This window comes from Geodermatophilus sp. SYSU D00700 (assembly GCF_054050255.1).
On the sequence record NZ_JBJGZA010000016.1, the window covers coordinates 46,631 to 65,411 of the forward strand.

The 18,781-nt window shown below is 78.4% G+C and carries 16 protein-coding genes and 1 pseudogene; 10 read left to right on the forward strand and 7 right to left on the reverse strand.

Annotation, left to right across the window (positions count from 1 at the left end; all coding sequences use genetic code 11):
* The first annotated feature begins 4 nt into the window (after nt 1–4).
* The 4 genes from ssd to ACI79V_RS13565 are packed head-to-tail and all read left to right on the forward strand — an operon-like array spanning nt 5 to nt 3,769.
* A complete protein-coding gene (ssd, locus tag ACI79V_RS13550) occupies nt 5–1,105 on the forward strand; it encodes a septum site-determining protein Ssd (RefSeq protein WP_456890049.1) in 1,101 nt (366 codons plus the stop codon).
* Nucleotides 1,102–2,244: a TadA family conjugal transfer-associated ATPase gene (locus ACI79V_RS13555; protein ID WP_456890051.1), complete on the forward strand. Its 1,143-nt coding sequence runs from the start codon at nt 1,102–1,104 to the stop codon at nt 2,242–2,244. Before ssd ends, ACI79V_RS13555 begins: the two co-directional genes overlap by 4 nt.
* Entirely contained in the window at nt 2,241–3,056 is an 816-nt protein-coding gene (locus ACI79V_RS13560) for a type II secretion system F family protein (protein WP_456890053.1), read from the forward strand. The genes ACI79V_RS13555 and ACI79V_RS13560 overlap by 4 nt, the downstream gene beginning before the upstream one ends.
* Nucleotides 3,053–3,769 carry a type II secretion system F family protein gene (locus tag ACI79V_RS13565; RefSeq protein ID WP_456890055.1) on the forward strand — a complete coding sequence of 239 codons (717 nt, stop codon included), beginning with the start codon at nt 3,053–3,055 and terminating at the stop codon, nt 3,767–3,769. The genes ACI79V_RS13560 and ACI79V_RS13565 overlap by 4 nt, the downstream gene beginning before the upstream one ends.
* 38 nt (nt 3,770–3,807) lie before the next feature.
* Here ACI79V_RS13565 and ACI79V_RS13570 read toward each other — a convergent pair whose 3' ends face one another.
* The 6 genes from ACI79V_RS13570 to ACI79V_RS13595 form a co-directional block, all read right to left on the reverse strand.
* A complete protein-coding gene (locus tag ACI79V_RS13570) occupies nt 3,808–4,554 on the reverse strand; it encodes a PIG-L deacetylase family protein (protein WP_456890058.1) in 747 nt (248 codons plus the stop codon).
* 151 nt (nt 4,555–4,705) lie between these two features.
* Entirely contained in the window at nt 4,706–5,443 is a 738-nt protein-coding gene (locus ACI79V_RS13575) for an HAD family hydrolase (protein ID WP_456890061.1), read from the reverse strand.
* Nucleotides 5,440–6,591 (reverse strand): non-hydrolyzing UDP-N-acetylglucosamine 2-epimerase, encoded by a 1,152-nt coding sequence (wecB, locus tag ACI79V_RS13580; protein WP_456890063.1) that lies wholly within the window; start codon nt 6,589–6,591, stop codon nt 5,440–5,442. The genes ACI79V_RS13575 and wecB overlap by 4 nt, the downstream gene beginning before the upstream one ends.
* The gene (locus tag ACI79V_RS13585) at nt 6,588–7,652 is read right to left on the reverse strand and encodes an ATP-grasp domain-containing protein (protein ID WP_456890065.1); all 1,065 of its coding nucleotides are present in this window, start codon (nt 7,650–7,652) and stop codon (nt 6,588–6,590) included. Before ACI79V_RS13585 ends, wecB begins: the two co-directional genes overlap by 4 nt.
* Nucleotides 7,649–8,833, reverse strand: a complete 1,185-nt coding sequence (locus ACI79V_RS13590) for a hypothetical protein (RefSeq protein ID WP_456890068.1) — start codon at nt 8,831–8,833, stop codon at nt 7,649–7,651. The genes ACI79V_RS13585 and ACI79V_RS13590 overlap by 4 nt, the downstream gene beginning before the upstream one ends.
* Nucleotides 8,830–10,245, reverse strand: coding sequence for a glycosyltransferase (locus ACI79V_RS13595; RefSeq protein WP_456890070.1), 1,416 nt, complete (start codon nt 10,243–10,245; stop codon nt 8,830–8,832). The genes ACI79V_RS13590 and ACI79V_RS13595 overlap by 4 nt, the downstream gene beginning before the upstream one ends.
* A gap of 232 nt (nt 10,246–10,477) precedes the next feature.
* On the opposite strand from ACI79V_RS13595, the gene ACI79V_RS13600 reads away from it, so the two are divergent.
* From ACI79V_RS13600 to ACI79V_RS13610, 3 genes and pseudogenes are all read left to right on the forward strand, one after another.
* Nucleotides 10,478–10,720: a DUF4244 domain-containing protein gene (locus ACI79V_RS13600; RefSeq protein WP_456890072.1), complete on the forward strand. Its 243-nt coding sequence runs from the start codon at nt 10,478–10,480 to the stop codon at nt 10,718–10,720.
* 59 nt (nt 10,721–10,779) lie between these two features.
* Nucleotides 10,780–11,112, forward strand: coding sequence for a TadE family type IV pilus minor pilin (locus ACI79V_RS13605; RefSeq protein WP_456890074.1), 333 nt, complete (start codon nt 10,780–10,782; stop codon nt 11,110–11,112).
* Nucleotides 11,109–11,438 (forward strand): annotated as a pseudogene (locus ACI79V_RS13610) (Rv3654c family TadE-like protein); the annotation flags it as partial. The gene ACI79V_RS13605 and the pseudogene ACI79V_RS13610, both read left to right, overlap by 4 nt.
* A gap of 51 nt (nt 11,439–11,489) precedes the next feature.
* Here ACI79V_RS13610 and ACI79V_RS13615 read toward each other — a convergent pair.
* Nucleotides 11,490–14,156: a DEAD/DEAH box helicase gene (locus tag ACI79V_RS13615; protein ID WP_456890077.1), complete on the reverse strand. Its 2,667-nt coding sequence runs from the start codon at nt 14,154–14,156 to the stop codon at nt 11,490–11,492.
* A gap of 204 nt (nt 14,157–14,360) precedes the next feature.
* On the opposite strand from ACI79V_RS13615, the gene ACI79V_RS13620 reads away from it, so the two are divergent.
* The 3 genes from ACI79V_RS13620 to ACI79V_RS13630 all read left to right on the forward strand — a co-directional run bounded on the left by ACI79V_RS13620 (nt 14,361) and on the right by ACI79V_RS13630 (nt 18,770).
* Nucleotides 14,361–16,715 (forward strand): sodium-translocating pyrophosphatase, encoded by a 2,355-nt coding sequence (locus ACI79V_RS13620; protein WP_456890080.1) that lies wholly within the window; start codon nt 14,361–14,363, stop codon nt 16,713–16,715.
* Between the two features lie 166 nt (nt 16,716–16,881).
* The gene (locus tag ACI79V_RS13625) at nt 16,882–17,208 is read left to right on the forward strand and encodes a hypothetical protein (protein WP_456890083.1); all 327 of its coding nucleotides are present in this window, start codon (nt 16,882–16,884) and stop codon (nt 17,206–17,208) included.
* Nucleotides 17,205–18,770 carry an alpha/beta hydrolase gene (locus ACI79V_RS13630; RefSeq protein ID WP_456890086.1) on the forward strand — a complete coding sequence of 522 codons (1,566 nt, stop codon included), beginning with the start codon at nt 17,205–17,207 and terminating at the stop codon, nt 18,768–18,770. The genes ACI79V_RS13625 and ACI79V_RS13630 overlap by 4 nt, the downstream gene beginning before the upstream one ends.
* Nucleotides 18,771–18,781: the final 11 nt, after the last annotated feature.

Consider the following 18,781-nt stretch of genomic DNA (forward strand, 5'->3'; position numbering starts at 1 on the left):
CCGCGTGTCCCCGCGTCCCGCTCCGCCCTCCTCCCGGCCGCTCGTCGTCAGCTCCGACGAGGACCTGCTCGACGACGTGCTGCGCGTCCTCGCCGCGGCCGGCACCGAGCCGGAGGTCGCCACCGGCGGTCCCGCGCTGCGGCGCGCGTCCCGGGACGCGGGGCTGGTCCTGCTCGGCGCCGACGCGCTCGAGCTCCCCGCGGTGCGGGCGCTGCCCCGGCGTCCCGGCGTGGTGGTCGTCGTGGCCGGGGTGCCGGCCGCGCCGGCCTGGGCGGCGGCGGTCGAGCTCGGCGCCGAGCGGGTCGTGGTGCTGCCCGACGACGAGGCGTGGCTGGCCGCCCGCGCCGCCGACGCCGTCCGCTCACCGGTCGAGCGGGGATGGCTGGCCGTGGTCGGCGGCAGTTGCGGCGGGGCCGGCGCCAGCACCCTGGCGACCGCGCTGGCGCTCACCGCCGCGGAGTCCGCCGACGGCGTCCTGCTCGTCGACGCCGACGCCTGCGGCGGCGGGCTGGACCTGCTGCTCGGCGCCGAGGACGCCGACGGTCTGCGCTGGCCCGCGCTCGCCGGGCTCCGCGGGCGGGTCGCCGGCGAGGCGCTGCTGGCGGCGCTGCCCGAGGTCCGGGGCGTCACGGTGCTGGCCGCGGCGCGCGACGATCCCGCAGCGGTGCCCGCCGCGGCGCTGACCGCGGTCGTCGAGGCGACCCGCGGCTGCGGCCGGCCGGTGGTGGTCGACCTGCCGCGGCCGGCCGGTCCCGCCGACGCGGCGGCGGCCGCGGTGCTCGCCGAAGCCGACCTCGCGGTGCTGCTCGTGCCCGCCCGGCTCCGGGCGGTCTCCGCGGCCCGGCTGCTGCTGACCGGCGTGCCGGAGGAGCCGGCGCCGTGGGGCGCGGCCCGGCTGGTGGTCCGCGAGGTCCCCGGTGGCCTGTCCGCGGCCGAGGTGTCCGCGGTGACCGGCCGGCCGGTGCTGGCCGGCCTGGCGCACGACCGCGGTGCCCTGGCCCGCGGCGAGCGGGGCGAGCCGCCCTCGGTGACACCGCGCAGTCCCCTCGGCTCGGTCGCCCGGCGGCTGCTCGGCGAGCTCGCGCGGGCGGAGCGGGCGGCGTGAGCGGGCTGCCGCTGGTCGAGCGGGTCCGCGCCCGGCTGGCGCTGGAGCCGGGCCCGCCCAGCCGCGCCGCGGTCGCCGCCCTGGTCCGTGACGAGGCCGGACTGGTCGGCGACGCCGAGGTCCTCGACGCGGTGCGGGACGCCGTGGCCGAGCTGGCCGGGGCCGGACCGCTGGAGCCGCTGCTGCGCGAGCCCGGCGTCACCGACGTCCTGGTCAACGGCCCCGCGGCGGTCTACGTCGACCGGGGCGGCGGGCTCGAGCGCTCCCTGGTCCGCTTCCCCGACGAGGACGCCGTCCGGCGGCTGGCGGTGCGGCTGGCGGCCAGCGCCGGACGCCGGCTCGACGACGCCGCGCCCTGGGTGGACGCCGGCCTGCCCGACGGCACCCGCCTGCACGCGGTGCTCCCGCCGGTCTCGGGCGGGGGCACCTGCCTGTCGCTGCGGGTCCTGCGCCGCGCCCGCCTCGGCCTCGACGATCTCGCCGCCCGGGGCACGTTGCCCGGGGAGTCGGCCGGGCTGCTGCGTGCGGTGCTGCGGGCCCGGCTGGCCTTCCTCGTCACCGGCGGCACCGGCTCGGGCAAGACCACCCTGCTCGCGGCCCTGCTCGGCGAGCTGCCGGCGGCGGAGCGGCTGGTGCTGTGCGAGGACGCGCCGGAGCTCGCGCCCGCGCACCCGCACGTCGTCCGGCTGCTCACCCGCCCGGCCAACGTCGAGGGCGCGGGCCGGGTGACCCTGCGCGACCTGGTGCGCCAGGCGCTGCGGATGCGGCCCGACCGGCTCGTGGTCGGCGAGGTCCGCGGCGCCGAGGTGACCGACCTGCTCGCCGCCCTCAACACCGGTCACGACGGCGGCTGCGGCACCCTGCACGCCAACCGGCCCGGCGAGGTGCCCGCGCGGCTGGAGGCGCTCGGCGTGGCGGCGGGCCTGGACCGGCGGGCGGTGCACAGCCAGGCGGCGGCCGCCCTGGCCGCGGTCGTCCACCTCCGCCGCACCCCGGAGGGCCGGCGGGTCGAGGAGATCGGGGTGGTGCGCCGCGACGGTGACTGGGTGGTGGTGGAGCCCGGCTGGCGCGCCGACGGGGGCCCGTGCCCGGGCGCCGGGCGGCTGGCCGCACTCCTCGAGGGCGGGGGCCCGGGATGAGCGTGGCACTGGTCCTGGCCGCGGTCGCGCTGCTGCTGTGGCCCGGCCGGGTGGACGAGCGCCGGCAGCGGCTACGCCGGCTGGTCCGGCCGCGGCCGGGGGTGCGGGCGCGGATCGCCACGGTGCCGGCATCGGCCTGGCCGGTGCCGGCGGCCGTGCTGGGCGTGCTCGCGGGTGCCGCGGTGGGCACGCCCCTGGTCGCGGTCCTCGTCGGCGCGGCCGCGGCGGTCGCGGCGAGGGGCCTGGGCCGGTCGCGGGCCCGCCGGACGCAGGAGGCCCGGGTCGACGCGCTCACCGACGCGCTCGGTGCCGTCGCCGCGGAGCTGCGCGCCGGCCGGCCGCTCGCCGCCGCCACCGCGTCGGTCCTGGCCGGCTGCCCCGACGGCGACCTCGCGCGCGGCCTGGCCGGGGCGCTGAGGGCACCGGCGACGGTCGGCGCCCCGGCGGTCCCCGCGACCGACCTCGACCGGGCGCTGGCACGGGTGGCCGCGGCCGTGCTGCTCAGCGAGCGCACCGGCTGCTCGCTGGCCGCGGTCGTGGCGGCGGTCGAGGACGACCTGCGCGCCCGCCGGCGGCAGCGGCAGGAGCTGCGGTCGGCGACCGCCGGTCCGCGGGCCAGCGCCGCGCTGCTCGCCGGGCTGCCGCTGCTCGCGCTGGCGATGGGCAGCGGCATCGGCGCCGATCCGTGGGCCGTGCTCACCACGACCGCGGCCGGGCAGGTGCTGCTCGTCGCCGGCGTCGCCCTGGAGGGAGCCGGACTGGCCTGGTCGGCGCGGCTGGTCCGCCGGGCGGCGGGGGACGCGACGGCGTGAGCGCCAGCCTGGTCCTGCTGTCCGCGGCGCTGCTGCTGTGGCCGTCCCCGGCCGCCCGGCGGGCGGCGCGGGTGCGGGCCGTGGCCGGCCGTCCTCCCGCGGACCCGGTGGTGACGCCGCCGCGGCCGGGGGCTGTGCGCCGCCTGCTGCTGCCCGGCACGGCCGGGGTGGCCGTCGCGCTGCTGGTCGGGGGACCGCCGGGGGCGGCGCTGGGCGTGGTGGCCGGGGTGCTCGCCGACCGGGTGCTGCGGCGGAGCGGGCCGGTCGACGCGCCGGGCGGCGGGGGAGGAGCCGAGCTGCCGGTGGCCTGTGACCTGCTCGCCGTCTGCCTCGCGGCCGGGCTGCCGGTCGGCGGCGCGCTGGGCGCGGTGGCGGCGGCCCTGCCCGGACCCACGGGCGGCGCCCTCGCGGCGGTCGCGGGCCGGATGCGGCTGGGCGCCGCGTCGCACGCGGCCTGGGCCGGCGCCCCCGCCGGGCTGGCCGGGCTGGGCCGCGTGCTGGTGCGCGCCGGGGAGTCGGGGGCGGCGGCGGTCCCCGCCCTGCGCGTGCTGGCCGCCGAGGCCCGTCAGACCGCCCGCAGCGACGCCGACGCCGCGGTGCGGCGGGCCGGTGTGTGGGTGCTCGCGCCGCTGGGCGCCTGCTTCCTGCCGGCCTTCGTCTGCCTCGGCATCGCGCCGATGGTCATCGGCATCGCCGGGCAGGTCTTCGGGTGACCGGGCCGTCGCGGAACCCGGTCGGCGGCCGGTGGCGCTCAGCGCCGCCCGGCGGCGAACGACGAGGCGGCGTGCGGGACGAACGAGGGGGCCAGCGACCAGGAGGCCGGGATCGACCGGGTCGCCGCGCCGCCGGCCGGCGCCAGGTCGAGCACCATGCGGGTGGGCTGGAAGGCCTCCGCGTAGCCGATCCGCGCCTGCGCGCCCCAGTGCCGGGCGGAGGCGACGACCGCGTCGGGCTCCACCATCGCCGACCGCTCCACCTGCGAGGCATGGGCGGCCAGCGCGGCGAGCTTGCCGGTGAGGTGAGCCGTCACGTCGACGTAGACGGTCGGCGCGAAGGTCAGCGTCGACGGGCTCTGGTAGTGCAGCACCCGCGGCAGGCGGCGGGCCGCGCCGAGCGTGGCGGCCGCGACGGCGCGGTGGTCCTGGTGGCTGTCGTCGGGGGCGTGCACGTAGACCAGGTCGGCCGCGGTGGCCTCCAGGGCCTGCTCGATCCGGCGGATCGCCGCCGAGTCCGCGACCACCTCGCAGTCGTGCAGGCCGCCCCAGACCAGGTCGGCGCCGAGCACCCGGGCCGCTCGCTCCTGCTCGGCCCGGCGGCCGGCGACCTGCGGCCCGTTGCCGGGGCCGTTCTCGCCGCCGGTCATGACCAGCACCGTGACCGAGTCCCCGGCCGCGACGTGCGCCAGCAGGGCGCCTCCGCAGCCCAGTTCGACGTCGTCGGGGTGTGCCCCGATGGCCAGGACGCTGCGTCCCGTGCTCCGCGTGCCCGCGCCGTCCATCGCCCGCCGTCCTGTCCGTCCGGGGCGGTTCGCCGCCCGACGTCCCTCCATCGGCGGACCCGGCGGCCCCCTCCATCCCGGCCGGCGGCTCCTCCCTCGTCGGAGGGAGATCCGGTCGCGCACGACGGTTCGGGCCGGGGAGGCGGACGGGTCAGCCCGCGACGACCGCCCCCGCGCCGAGGGCGCTGAGGGCCAGGGCCGCGGCAGCGGGGAAGTCGTCGGTGACCGCCCACGCGGGAGGCCGGTCGGCAGCCGACGTGTACTCCCCCTGGCGCACCCGGATCGCCCGTGCGCCGACCGCGGCCGCGACCGCGACGTCCTTGCCGGGGCGGTCCCCGACGACCAGGACGCGCTCGGCGGGCACGCCGAGGCGGCCGGCCAGCACCCGCAGGCCCTCGGGAGCCGGTTTGCGGGCCGCCCGGCCGCCGAGGGTGTCGGTGACCAGCACCTCGGCCAGCAGGGACGTCAGGCCCGTCGCGGCGAGCTTGGCCTCCTGGATGACCGGGTTGCCGTCGGTCAGGCACCCCACCGGGACCGCACGGCCGAGCTCGGCCAGCGCCGGGGTGACGCCCGGGTAGGGGGCCAGGGACACGGGCGCGTGTGCGGTGAAGGCGGCCACCAGCTCCGGGACCAGCCGGGGCAGGTCGGCGGCGGGCACGCCCGCGGCCAGCAGCGCGCGGTCGATCGTCCCGCCGCGGTCGGACCCCGCCGCCAGTTCCCGGAGCAGGGCGGCGTGCACCCGCGCGCCGTCCAGCCCGGCCGCGGCAGCGGCGGTCCCGACGTCGGCCGCGGCGCCGGCCAGGTGGGCCGCCTGGGGGTAGAGCGTGTCGTCGAGGTCGACCACGACCGCCAGCGGCGGCGGCCCGTGCCAGGACGGTGGCGCGGTCACCACGGCAGCCGGCCGTCGGTGAAGTCGGGCTCCTCCAGGGTCAGCAGGGCGTCGGTCGCCTCGTCGGCGAGGAGGGCGGCCACCTGGGCGCCGGTGGTGCCGTCGCCGTAGGGGCAGGGGAGGGCTGCCGCGCGGGCCTGTCCCTCCGCACCGGTGTGCCGGGCCGCGGCGGCGAGCACGGCGTCGGCGGCCGAGTCGTCGGCCAGGCCGGCCAGCGTCGTCGTCCCGGCCTCCACGCCCTCCCACCGCGGGGTCGAGCCGCGGAGGACGACGACGGGCACACCGAGGAACGCCGCCTCCTCCTGGATGCCGCCGGAGTCGGTGACCGCCAGCCGCGCCGAGGCCAGGGCGGCCAGCAGCGTGTCGTAGCCGACCGGGCCGGTCCGGGTGATCGCCGGGTGCTCGAGCTCGGCGTCCAGGCCGGCGGCCGCCAGCCGGGCCGCGGTCCGCGGGTGCACCGGGAAGGTCACCGGCCCGACGTCGTCGGCCAGCGCCCGGACGACGCCGACCAGCCGCTTCAGCCGCACCGGGTCGTCGACGTTGGTGGGGCGGTGCGCGGTGACCAGGACCCCCTCCCGCTCCGCCGCGGGCACCGGCCGCACGCCCCGGTCCACCAGCGTGTCGACCACCGGGTTGCCGACCACGAACACCCGCTCGGCGGGCACCTCCTCGGCGGCCAGGAACGCCGCCGCACGCCGGGTGGGCGCCAGGTGCAGCGCGGCGACCGCCGCGGCCACCCGCCGGTTGACCTCCTCCACGCTGCGCGGGTTGAGGCTGCGCAGCCCCGCCTCGAGGTGCGCGAAGGGCACACCGGCGCCGCGTGCGGCCAGGGCGTAGGCGGGGACGGTGTTCGTGTCGCCGAGGGCCAGCACGACGTCGGGCCGGAACCGGGCCACCGCGCGCGCCGCGTCGGCGTGCAGGGCCCCGTACCGCGCGGCCGGGTCACCGGCGGGCAGGTGGAACCGGCAGGTCGGCGCCAGCCCGAGGGTCTGCTGCAGGCGCGTGGACAGGTCCGGGTCGGTGTGCTGGCCGGTGTCGACCACGTCGACCCGGTGCCCCGCGGCGGTCAGCGCCCGCACCACGGGCGCGAGCTTGACCACCTCCGGCCGGGTCCCGAACGGCACCAGCACGTGCCGGGTGCGGGTCACGCCCGGACCTCCGTCGCGGTGCAGGGGTCGGTCACCGGGGTGCCGTCGTCGGCGGTGTAGGTCTCAGCGAAGTAGCGGCTCATCCGCACGCCGGGGGTGAACCACAGGTGCGGGAGCGCGGCACCGGGCTCGCGGATGCCGGTCAGGTGGGCGCTGACCACGTCGGCGCCGGCGGCCAGGGTCAGCGGCAGCCCGCCGGAGAAGCGGGGGTTGACCTCGACCACCGTCGCCCGGCCGTCGTCGGCCACGAAGCCCTGCACGTTCGCCGGGCCGGTGAGACGCACGGCCTCCAGCGCGGCGGCCACCACCGCGGTCACCTCGGCGGAGTCGAAGGTGGTGCCCTTCACCGAGATGCCCGCGCGGGTGTCGTCGCGCCAGCGCGGCACCACGGTGAGCAGCTCCCCGTCGCGGCCGACGAGGGCGTCGGCGGTGAACTCGCGCCCCGACAGCCGGGTCTGGGCGATCAGCGCGGCGTCGGCGCGCATGGCCTCGACGACGTCGCAGCGCACGTCGAGCAGCCGGACGCCGCGGCTGCCGCGCCCGGCGCGGGGCTTGACCACCCAGGGCCCGGGGACGGCGACCAGCCCTGCGGGGGTGTCGGTGGTCGCGGGGTGCGGCACGCCGGCGGCGCGCAGCAGGCGGGCGAAGGCGGCCTTGTCGCAGCAGACCTCGACCGCGGACACGTCGGGCAGCCAGGTGGCCACGCCGGCCGCGGCCAGCCGGTCGGCGCCCGCGGCGAGGGCCGGCAGCTCCTCGGCGACCGTGCCGATGAGCGCGTCGGCACCGTGCGCGCCGGCCAGCGCCACGAGGGCGTCGACGAAGCGGACGTGGTCGGCGCGCGGGACGACGGCGCCGACGGTGGCCAGCGCCGCTCCCGCGGCGGTCGCGTCGGCGTCCACCCCGACCACGCGGTGTCCCAGCGCCGTCAGCCGGCGGACGACGGCGACGCCGGCCGGGCCGCCGGCGCCGGTGACGATCACCGCGGGCGCGCCGCGCCGCTCGTGCTCGCCGGCGGGTGGGGGGACGGGAGCGGGCGGCCGGGTCGGCAGGGTCGAGGTCACCGGGGCGTCTCCGGGGGGTGTGGGGCGGACGGGCGGGCGAAGCTGCGGGGCGCCGCGGACCCGGCGGGGTGCGCGGAACCGTCCGGCGGCGGCGCGGGGCCACGTCCGGGCGTGGCCGGCGGCACGGGGATCCGGGCCACCACGACCGGGGCGCCGTCGTCCGCGGACGGGCCGCCGAGGGCGGACGGGGGTGCCGCGGGCCGGGCCAGCAGCCAGCCGCGGGCCCACAGCCGCAGCGCGGCCACCCGGTGGTCGGTCACCGGCTCCCACTGCCGCGCGGCGACCGCGTCGGCGAGGGCGTCGAGGACGAGGGGGTCGGACTCGTAGGTCGCGACGGCCACGAGCGTGGCGGCGTGCGCGCCAAGCCCGTCAGCGGCCAGGGCGTGCACCCGCTCGACCCGCTGGGCGGCCGGCAGGTGGCCGAGCCGGTAGTCGACGCGGGCGGCCTCGCGGCGCGCGGCCAGCCAGGCGGAGAGCCGCCGGGGCAGCACGTGCCGGTGCAGCAGGCCGGTGACGGTCGTCCGCCGGCGGCGGGCCTCGACGTCCTCGGCGTCGGCGGTGCGGTAGCCCAGACCGGGCCGCGCCCAGCTGTCGGGGCGGCGGGCGGTGTGCCGGCCCTCGACGTCCTGCTCGGCCCGCTCGGCGGCGGGGAGGGTGACCCAGACCATCACCAGGAAGCCGCCGAGGGTGGCGACGAGGTTCCACACGGTGCCCACCCAGTCGTGGAACAGGACCAGCGCGCCCTCGCCCCACTGCAGGCCCGCCAGGGCCGACAGCAGCAGCCGGCCGTGGTTGAGCACCACCACGGCGAGGACGGCGACGACCAGGCCGCCGAGGGCGTGCAGCCCGCGGCTGCGCAGGACCACCGCGGTCAGGGCGACCAGCCCGAGGACCGACAGGACCGACGAGCACGACGCCGTGACCACCGCGTCGATCACCTCGCCGTCGCCGCGGAAGAGCAGGACGTGACCGGGCAGCACGCCCGAGGACCAGGTGGGGTCTAGCCACCCGAGTACCACGGCGACGGCGCGGGCCTCGAGGACCTGCAGCGGTCCCGAGAGGGTGGCGAAGCCGGCGACGCAGATCACCGCGGCGAGCGCGAGGTCGAGCAGGACCGGCAGCAGCCGTCCCCGCGTCCCGCGGGAGAGCCGTCGCCGTCCGAGCGCGGGTGCGGTGGTCACCGGTCCTCCGAGGGCAGGGCGAACGACCGCGGGCGCCCCGGCGACGCGGCCACGACCGGGGCGGGGGGAGCCGCGGCGGGCCGCGGCACCGTCGAGGTGGCGCCGGAGCGCGAGGTCTTCACCCAGCTGTAGGGCCGGCCGAGCATCCCGTCGAGGTAGGCGCGCGAGGTGATCCAGATCGACAGCGCGAAGGCCGGCAGGAAGCCCAGCAGCCGCCAGGCCGAGCGGCGCTCCACGCGGCCGACCAGCAGGCCGACGCACAGCTCGGCCAGCGGGCCGATGAACAGCAGCATCGACAGCGGCAGCAGCCCGACGACCGGGAGGTCGCCCACCCCCGCGGCGCGCAGCACCGTGAGCAGCAGACCCAGCCCGCTGAGCACCGGGACGTGGTAGACGCCGAGGAACAGCGTCGTCTCGACCTTCTCCAGCGGCGACAGGTGCGGCGAGCGCATCAGCGGGCGCCAGTAGTCGCGCAGGCACTTCTGGTGGCCGCGGGCCCACCGGTAGCGCTGCTTCCAGAAGCGCTGGGCGCTGACCACCGCCTCCTCGAAGTCGATGGCCGAGACGTCGTAGCGGACCCGCTGGCCCCTCAGCAGGATGCGCAGGGTCAGGTCGGTGTCCTCGGTGACCGTCTCGGGGTTCCAGCCGCCGAGTGCCCGCAGCGTCGAGGTCCGCACGGCGCAGTTGGCGCCGCCGTAGGCGGGCAGCTCGAACAGCGCCTGCCGGCCGTACTCGTTGACGAGGTAGCCGGAGAGGTAGTCGAGGAAGACGGTGCCGGCCATCGAGGAGTCCTGGCCGTTGCGGATGACGCACCGGCCCATCACCGCGCCGACGACGGGGTCGCGGAAGTGCCGCACCAGCCGCCGCAGCGCCGTCGGCTCCGGCTCGTGGTCGGCGTCGAAGACGAGCACGATCTCGGCGTCGACGAGGGCCAGTGCCTCGTTCAGGGCGCCGGACTTGCCGCCGCCGGCGCCAGGGAGCCGGTGCAGCACGCGCAGCCGCGGCTCCCGGGCGGCCCAGGCGTCGAGCTTCGCGCCGGTCGCGTCGGCCGAGCCGTCGTCGACGACGACGAGCGTGAGCCGGTCGGCCGGGTAGTCCAGGGCCAGCAGTGCCGTCACCATCCCGTCGACGACGAGCTCCTCGTCCTTGCAGCCGACGAGGACGGCGACCGGCGGGGTGTAGGCGTCCAGGCCCACGTCGGCGGCCAGCAGGTCGCGCTCGGCCCACCGCGCCGCGGCGACCGCGAAGGCGAGGTGCCGGCAGAAGTAGACGCCGAAGACGACGTTGAGCGCGCCGGCGAGGACCCCGAGGGTCGGGTCGAGGCCGAACAGTGCGACCGCCGCGGCCAGGGCGAGGACGTAGGCGACGAGGACGAGCGGGCGGCCCTCGGGGCGGCCGGTGCCGTGCGCCACGGATCCTCCTCCCGCGTCGTGCCCGGCGGTGCGGCTGCGCCACCTCATGGCTGGATCGGCAGTCGTGCTGCCGTCCTGAAGTGGAAGCGGACGCACCGACGGCGCCGCGTGCGCCGTCCACAGGCCGCCCGGCCGTCCACAGGTCCGCTCCGGGCCTGGATCGCGTGCGGCGGGCGCGGCGAGGGTCGGTGCCGCGCCCCGTGCGGGGCCGCCGACCCGAGGAGGACCTGCGATGACCGCCACCCCGCCCGAGACCGCCGCGCCTGCCGACGACGCACCGCGCCGCCGCGGCCTGGCCGCGCGGTGGGCCCGCCTGCACGCCGACGCCGAGGCCGGCATGAGCACCGCCGAGTACGCGGTCGGCACGGTCGCCGCGTGCGCCTTCGCCGCCGTGCTCTACCGGGTGGTCACCGGCGGGTCGGTCGTCACCGCGCTCGGGGACCTCGTCTCGTCCGCGCTGCAGGTGCTGTCCTGACCCGCCGGGCACGGCGGCGCGACAGACGGACGAGGGGCGGGGCGGGCGGCGAGGCCGGGATGGTCACCGCCGAGACGGCCGTGGTGCTGCCCGTGCTCCTGTTGGTCCTGGCGGCGGTCGTCGCGGCGGTGCTGGTGGTCGGGGCGCAGCTGCGCTGCGTGGACGCCGCGCGCGAGGGTGCCCGGGCCGCCGCCCGCGGGGAGGACCCGGCCACCGTCCGCGCCCTCGTCGCGCGGATCGCGCCCGACGCGGCGGTCACGGCCGTCAGCGTCGGCGGCGGCGAGGTCCGGGTGACCGTCCGCGCGGAGGTCGCGCCGCTGGGGCCGGTGTCGCCCGGGATCGGCGTCGGCGCCACCGCGGTCGCCCGGGTCGAGCCCGGGGTCGTCGGGTGAGCGACGGCGAACGGGGGTCGGCGACGGTGTGGACCGTCGCGCTGGCCGGTGTGCTGGCGGCCGTGGGGATGGCCGCCGTGCTGCTCGGGGCCGCGGCCACCGCGCGCCACCGCGCCGGCACCGCGGCCGACCTCGCGGCCCTGGCGGCGGCCGGCGCGGCGGTGACCGGGGACCCCGCGACCTGCACCGTGGCCGCCGACGTCGTCCGCGACAACGGCGCCGCGCTCGTCGCCTGCGCGGTCGACGAGGGCGCGGTGGTCGAGGTGACCGCCGAGGTGGGCGTCCGGCTGGGACCGCTCGGCGTCCGGCGCGCGCAGGCCACGGCCCGCGCCGGGCCCGTCCCGCCCGACGTGCCCGCGCCGGGGGATCCCGCCGGGTCAGAAGACGAGGTCGTCCTCGACGGGGCGGACGTCCCGCCCGGCGTCCTCGACGGCGTCCTCGGCGGCATCGTCGGCGGTCCGGTCGCTCCCCACGGCCGGAGCCGCGGGGTCGGTCGGTGTCCCGGTGGCGACCTCCACCGCCCCCGTCCCCGCCTCGTCCGCGGCGGCCAGTTCGTCGAGCACCACGTCGAGCACGCGCACCGCACCGGCCTTGTCCAGCGGGTCGTTGCCGTTGCCGCACTTGGGCGACTGGACGCAGGACGGGCAGCCGCTGTCGCACTCGCAGCTGGCCACGGTGGCCCGGGTGGCGGTGAGCCAGCGCCGCAGGGCCGCGAACCCCCGTTCGGCGAACCCGGCGCCACCGGGGTGGCCGTCGTAGACGAACACCGTGGCGGTGCCGGTGTCGGGGTGCAGCGCCGTCGACAGCCCGCCGAGGTCCCAGCGGTCGCAGGTGGCCAGCAGCGGCAGGATGCCGATCGCCGCGTGCTCGGCGGCGTGCAGTGAGCCGGGCAGCGACAGGTCGTCGACGGCGGCGCGCGCGACGGCGTCCGCGTCCAGGGTCAGCCAGACGGCGCGGGTGCGCAGCTGGCGGGCCGGCAGGTCGAGCGGGAACTCGGCGAGCACCTCACCGGTCCCGGCCCGCCGCCGTTGGTAGGCGACCACCTGGTTGGTGACGTCGACGACGCCGGTGTGCGCCGTGACCGTGCCCAGCCGCCGGACGCGGTCGGTGCCGACGATGCTCAGGTCGGTGACGTCCCGCGCCACGGTGGTCCACTCGGGGCTCTCGGCGTGCACGACCGCGCAGGCGTCCTCGAGGTCCAGCTCGTCGACGACGAAGGTGTCGCCGCGGTGGACGTAGAGGGCGCCCGTGTGCACCGTCGCGTGCGCGGCGCCGCCGTCGACGGTGCCGAGGAGACGGCCGGTGCCGCCCTCGATGATGGCCACCGGCTCCCCGCCGCTGCCGCGGATGTCGACGTCGGGCCGCCCGCGCCCCGCCCAGTACCAGCCGGCCGGTCGCCGTCGCAGCTGACCGGCCGCGACCAGCTCGTCGAGCTGGGCCTCGGCAACCGCGCCCCCGAAGTCCGACAGGTCGGCCGGCGTGAGGGGGAGCTCGGCCGCCGCGCAGCAGAGCTGGGGGCCGAGGACGTAGGGGTTGGCCGGGTCGGTGACCGTGGCCTCGACCGGACGGCCGAACACCGCCCGCGGGTGGTGGGCCAGGTAGTGGTCCAGCGGGTCGTCGCGGGCGACGAAGACGACCAGCGACTCGCGCTGGGCGCGCCCGGCCCGGCCCGCCTGCTGCCACAGCGAGGCCAGCGTCCCGGGGTAGCCGGCCAGCACCACCGCGTCGAGGCCGGCGATGTCGATGCCGAGCTCGAGGGCGTTGGTGGTGGCCACGCCCAGCAGCTCCCCGCAGGACAGCGCCCGCTCGAGCTCCCGGCGTTCCTCGGGGAGGTAGCCGCCGCGGTAGGAGTCCACCCGCCGGGCCAGGTCACCCCGGCCGCGGTCCTGCAGCAGGCGCCGGGCCTGCTCGGCCACCGACTCGGCGCTGCGCCGCGACCGCACGAACGCCAGCGTCCGCGCGCCCCGCTCGACCAGGTCGGCCAGCAGCCCGGCGGCGTCCGCTGCCGCCGACCGGCGCAGGGGGGCGCCGTGCTCGCCGGTCCGCTCCGTCAGCGGCGGCTCCCACAGCGCGAAGGTCGCACCGGGGCGCGGCGACCCGTCCTCGGTGACCGCCGCGACGGGCGCACCGACCAGCCGGGAGGCGGCCGCCGCGGGCTCGGCCACCGTGGCCGAGGCCAGGACGAACACCGGGTCGGCGCCGTAGCGGCGGCAGATGCGGCGCAGCCGGCGCAGGACGTGACCGACGTGCGAGCCGAAGACCCCGCGGTAGGCGTGGCACTCGTCGATGACGACGTAGGCCAGCCGGCGCAGCGTCGAGGACCACCGCTGGTGCGCCGGCAGCACGCCCCGGTGGAGCATGTCCGGGTTGGTGACGATCCACCGTGAGTGACGGCGCACCCAGTCCCGCTCCTCGGCCGGGGTGTCGCCGTCGTAGGCGGCCGGGCGCACTGACGGGTCGGCCAGCGCGGCCACCGAGGCCAGCTGGTCGCGGGCCAGGGCCTTGGTCGGCGCCAGGTAGAGCACGCAGGCCCGCGGGTCCTCGGCCAGGCGGGTCAGCGCGGGCAGCTGGTAGGCCAGCGACTTGCCCGAGGCCGTGCCGGTGGCGACCACCACCGAGGTGCCGTCGTGAGCGAGCTGCGCGGCCTCCACCTGGTGCCGCCACGGCCGGGCAACGCCCTGCTCCTCCAGCCGCGCCCGCAGGCCCGGGTCGACCCACGCCGGCCACGGCAGCGTCCGGGACGCACGCACCGGCAGGTGGTGCACGTGCGTGACCGGCTGCTCCTCCTCGGGCGTGCCGGCGAGCAGGTCCTCGAGCAGCTCGGCCCCGGGCAGGACGCCGCCGGGCCGCGCTGCGGCGCCGTGCCCTGCTGCGGCGGCGCCGTGCCCTGCTGCGGCGCCGTGCCCTGCTGCGACGCCGTGCCCTGCCGCGGCGCCGTGCACCTCCGCGGCGCCGGGTGCGGCACCCGGGCGCTCGTCGCCCCCTGGGATCCCCTCGCGGCCGGATGGGGGAGCAGCCGGCCGGACCGGGTGGAGCGCGGTCACCCCTCCACTGTCACACCCCGAGGCAACCCACCCCGGACCCGCCCTCGCGGTGAGCGACCGGAGCACTACGGAAGTGGACCTACCACAGTGTGTGATCTCCATTACAGTGGCGCGGCATCCGCGGACGGCCCGCCGCCCGCGGATGCTCTCCGCCGACCGGGGAACGCGGGGCCGCCCGGCGGCAACCACCGCTGGGAGGTCTAGATGCCGGACAGTTCTCTCTCCGGCGGGGACGTCGTCCTCGTGACGGCTGCCCTCGTCGTCTCGCTCGCGGCGCTGCTCTTCGCCGCGTCACTGGTCCGCGCCGTGATGGGCGCCGACCAGGGCACGACGCGGATGCGGGACATCGCGCGCGCGGTGCAGGAGGGAGCCGGCGCCTATCTACGGCGCCAGTTCAGGACCCTCGGCGTCTTCGCCGTCGTCGTCTTCCTGCTGCTCCTCGTCCTGCCGGTCGCCGAGGGCGGCTGGGGGACCCGCATCGCCCGGGCCGTGTTCTTCCTCGTCGGTGCGCTCTTCTCTGCCGCCGTGGGCTTCATCGGCATGACCCTGGCCACCCGCGGCAACGTCCGGGTCGCCGCCGCCGCCCAGGCCGGTGGCTACCGCCCGGCCTTCCGCATCGCGTACCGCACCGGCGGGGTCTGCGGGATGATCACCGTCGGGCTCGGTCTGTTCGGCGCCTCGCTGGCGCTGCTGCTCTTCGACGACACCGCGCCGGTGGTCCTCGAGGGCTTCGCCTTCGGCGGGGCCCTGCTGGCCATGTTCATGCGTGTCGGCGGCGGGATCTTCACCAAGGCCGCCGACGTCGGCGCCGACCTCGTGGGCAAGGTCGAGGCCGGGATCCCCGAGGACGACCCCCGCAACGCCGCGACCATCGCCGACAACGTGGGCGACAACGTCGGCGACTGCGCGGGCATGGCCGCCGACCTCTTCGAGTCCTACGCCGTCACCCTGGTCGCCGCGCTCATCCTCGGCCAGGTCTTCTTCGGCGCCGACGGGATGGTCTTCCCCATCGTGGTGGCCGGCATCGGCGTGCTCGCCTCGGTCGTCGGCATCCTCGCCAGCAACCCCGGCAAGGGCGACTCCAGCGGCCTGGCGCCCATCAACCGCGGCTTCTTCACCTCCGCGGTGGTCTCCCTCGTGCTCGTCGCCGCGGCGGCCTTCACCGTCCTCCCCAGCGTGGCCGACGTCCCCGACTCGGTGGTCAACCCGCAGGTGCTCGGGTTCGTCTCGGTCGTCATCGGGATCGTCCTGGCCGCGGCCATCCAGCAGCTCACCGGCTACTTCACCGAGACCTCCCGCAAGCCGGTGCGCGACGTCGGCCAGAGCTCCCTCACCGGGCCCGCCACCGTCGTCCTGTCGGGCATCTCCCTGGGCCTCGAGTCGGCCGTCTACGCGGCCCTGCTCATCGGCGGCGCGGTCTACGGCGCCTTCCTCATCGGCGGCGGCGCGGCCCTCTACGCCGTCGCGCTCGCCGGCTGCGGCCTGCTCACCACCGCGGGCGTGATCGTCTCCATGGACACCTTCGGCCCGGTCAGCGACAACGCGCAGGGCATCGCCGAGATGTCCGGCGACATCGACGAGACCGGCGCCCGCGTGCTGACCGACCTCGACGCGGTGGGCAACACCACCAAGGCGATCACCAAGGGCATCGCCATCGCCACCGCCGTCCTGGCGGCGACCGCGCTGTTCGGGTCCTACAACGAGCAGGTCCGCACCGCGCTGGGCGACGTCGACCTCGCGCAGTCGTTCAGCCTGGTCGAACCGGACAACGTCGTCGGCGCGGTGATCGGCGCCGCGGTCGTCTTCCTGTTCTCCGGCCTGGCGATCAACGCCGTCTCCCGGGCCGCCGGGCGGGTCGTGTTCGAGGTGCGCGAGCAGTTCCGCACGCGCCCCGGGATCATGGACTACACCGAGCGGCCGGACTACTCCGCCGTCGTCGACATCTGCACGAAGGACTCGCTGCGGGAGCTCGCGACGCCCGGCCTGCTCGCCGTCCTCGCGCCGGTCGCGGTCGGTTTCGGCCTCGGCTTCGGTCCGCTGGCGGCCTACCTCGTCGGCGCCATCGCGACGGGCACGCTCATGGCCGTGTTCCTCGCCAACTCCGGCGGCGCCTGGGACAACGCCAAGAAGATGGTCGAGGACGGGGCGTACGGCGGGAAGGGGACCGAGGCGCACGCCGCCACGGTCATCGGGGACACCGTCGGCGACCCGTTCAAGGACACCGCGGGCCCGGCGATCAACCCGCTCATCAAGGTGATGAACCTGGTGGCGCTGCTGATCGCCCCGGCGGTCGTCAGCCTGTCGGTCGGCGAGGACGCCAACACGGCGGTCCGGCTGCTCATCGCGGCCGTCGCCGCGCTGATCGTCGTCGGTGCCGTGGTGGTGTCCAAGCGGCGCTCCGTCGTCGTCGGCGACGCCGGCGGGGGCGGACCGGCCGGGACGCTGCCCACGACCGCGACAAACCCGATCGCGACGCACCCGCACGCGACGCCTCCCGCCGCGACGACCCCGACCGGGACCCCGACCGGGACCAGCGCCCCGACCACCACCGCTCCCTGACCGCACCCCGCGAGCCTCCGCCCGGACACCCCCGGGCGGAGGCCCGCGGTGTGCCCTGTGGACGGCCGGCCGGGTTGTGGACGGCTCGCCGGGACCGGTCGCCGCCCGGTCCTAGCGTCCGCTCCGCCGACCCGGTCCCGGGCCGGCAGCGACGCCAGGAGGGGCCGTGTCCGTATCCGTCGCCATCCAGCTCGACGCCGTCCAGGCGCTGGGCGAGGAGCTGGCCGCACTCGCCGGCGAGCTGTCCGCCGGCGCCGACCTGTGTGCCTCGACCGCGGTGCCCCTGGACACCGCGGCACCCGGGGAGGTGTCCGCCGCCGCCGGTCTCACCGGCCGGGCGTGGGCCAGGGTGGTGGCCGACTGCGCGGACGGCGCCGACGCGGCCGCGCGGGCGCTGCTGGCCGCGGTCCAGGGCTACCGCCTCACCGACGCCGCGCTCTCCGACCGGGTCCTGGCCGCCCGGACCGTCACCGGGGCCGGGGCCGGCGCGTGAGCACGCCCGGCCTGACCGCCGTCGCCGGCTGGGACACGCCCCTGCTCGACGGCGCCGTCGCCACGCTCGAGGCGGTGACCGAGCGCCTGCCCCCGTGGCGGGCACGGATGGAGGCGGTGGCGCGCTCCCTCGCCGACGCCGAGTGCTGGTCGGGACAGGCGGCATCGGCCGCCGCGGACGCCCTCGACGACGTGTCCCGCGTCGTGACGGAGGTGACCGGCGCACTCGGCACCTCCCTCGACCGGCTCCAGGAGACCGCCCGCGAGGCGCGCACCGCCCAGGAGCTGGCGGCCCAGGCCCTGGCCGCCGCCGCGGCGTCGGGGATGACGCTGGACGAGGCGGGTGGTGTCGCCGCGCCCGCTCCCGTCGCGCCGCCCGCCGACGCCTCGCCCGACGCCCTCGCCGCTCACGACGACCGGCTCACCGAGCAGGCGGCCGCGGCCGAGCGGGTCGCCGGGACCGCCGCCCAGGCGCTGCGTGCCGCCGCGCGCGCCGCTGCTGCGGCCGCGGACTCCGCGGCTCCGGTCGCACCCCTCGCCCCCTTCGGCTTCCGGCCCGCCGGTTTCGCCGGCCTCGCCGCGACCGTCCTGCCCGACGGCGTGTGGATCCCGTCGTGCCTCCCGGTCGCCGGGACGGCGCCGGAGTCGGTGGCGGCGTGGTGGGCCGGGCTGTCCGAGCCGGCCCGGGACCAGCTGATCGACGTGGAGACCCGGCTCGTCGGGAGCCTGGACGGCCTGCCCGCCTGGGCACGGGACCAGGCCAACCGGCAACTGCTCACCCGGGCGCTGGAGGACCCCACCTCCGAGGGGTACGCGACGGCGCGGGCGGCCGCCGACGAGATCGCGGCCGAGGAGGCGGCCGGGCGGACGGTCCAGCTGTGGTCCTTCGACGCCGACGACCACCTCGTGGCCCTCGCCTACGGCGACCTGGACGCGGCCGAGGACGTCGCCGTGCTGGTGCCGGGGGTCGGGAACGGCGTCGACGACCTCGACGACCTCGGCGACGACGCGCAGGCCGTCGCCGACGCGGCGCGGGCGGCCGGCTCCGCCGCCTCGGTGGCCGCCGTGGCCTGGCTGGGCTACCGGCCCCCGGGCCACGTCCTCCACCCCGCCGCCTGGGTCGAGGGGCGGGCGGGAACCGGCGGGAGGGCGCTCGCCGGGGACCTCGCCGGTCTGCGCGCCGCACGCGCGGGCGATCCCGCGCCCGGGGCGGCCGTGCCCCGCGTCACCGTGGTGGCGCACAGCTACGGGACCGTCGTGGTCGATCGCGCCGCGGAGGAGCGCGGGGAGTTCGCGGCCGACGCGCTGGTCCTCCTCGGCAGCCCTGGCATGGACGGCCCGGCGTCGGACCTCGAGGCGGCGGGGGTCCACGAGGCCTCCGCGCTGCTCGACCCGGTCACGTGGCTGGTGGACGTCCACGGCACGGAGACCGACGACGAGGACTTCGGTGCCACGCCGCTGCCGGCGGACTGGGACACCTGGCACACCTGGTTCCTCGAACCGGACCGGCCGACCCTCGCCGCCGTCGGGGAGGTGGTCGCCGGCCCCCGTGCGCCGGACTGACCCGCCCGCCG

Excerpts from the sequence above, each read along its gene's own strand:
- ACI79V_RS13570 (WP_456890058.1), bottom strand. The coding sequence starts at position 4,554 with ATGGACGGCGCGGGCACGCGGAGCACGGGACGCAGCGTCCTGGCCATC.
- ACI79V_RS13600 (WP_456890072.1), top strand. The coding sequence starts at position 10,478 with ATGACCGCCACCCCGCCCGAGACCGCCGCGCCTGCCGACGACGCACCG.
- ACI79V_RS13605 (WP_456890074.1), top strand. The coding sequence starts at position 10,780 with ATGGTCACCGCCGAGACGGCCGTGGTGCTGCCCGTGCTCCTGTTGGTC.
- ACI79V_RS13620 (WP_456890080.1), top strand. The coding sequence starts at position 14,361 with ATGCCGGACAGTTCTCTCTCCGGCGGGGACGTCGTCCTCGTGACGGCT.
- ACI79V_RS13560 (WP_456890053.1), top strand. The coding sequence starts at position 2,241 with ATGAGCGTGGCACTGGTCCTGGCCGCGGTCGCGCTGCTGCTGTGGCCC.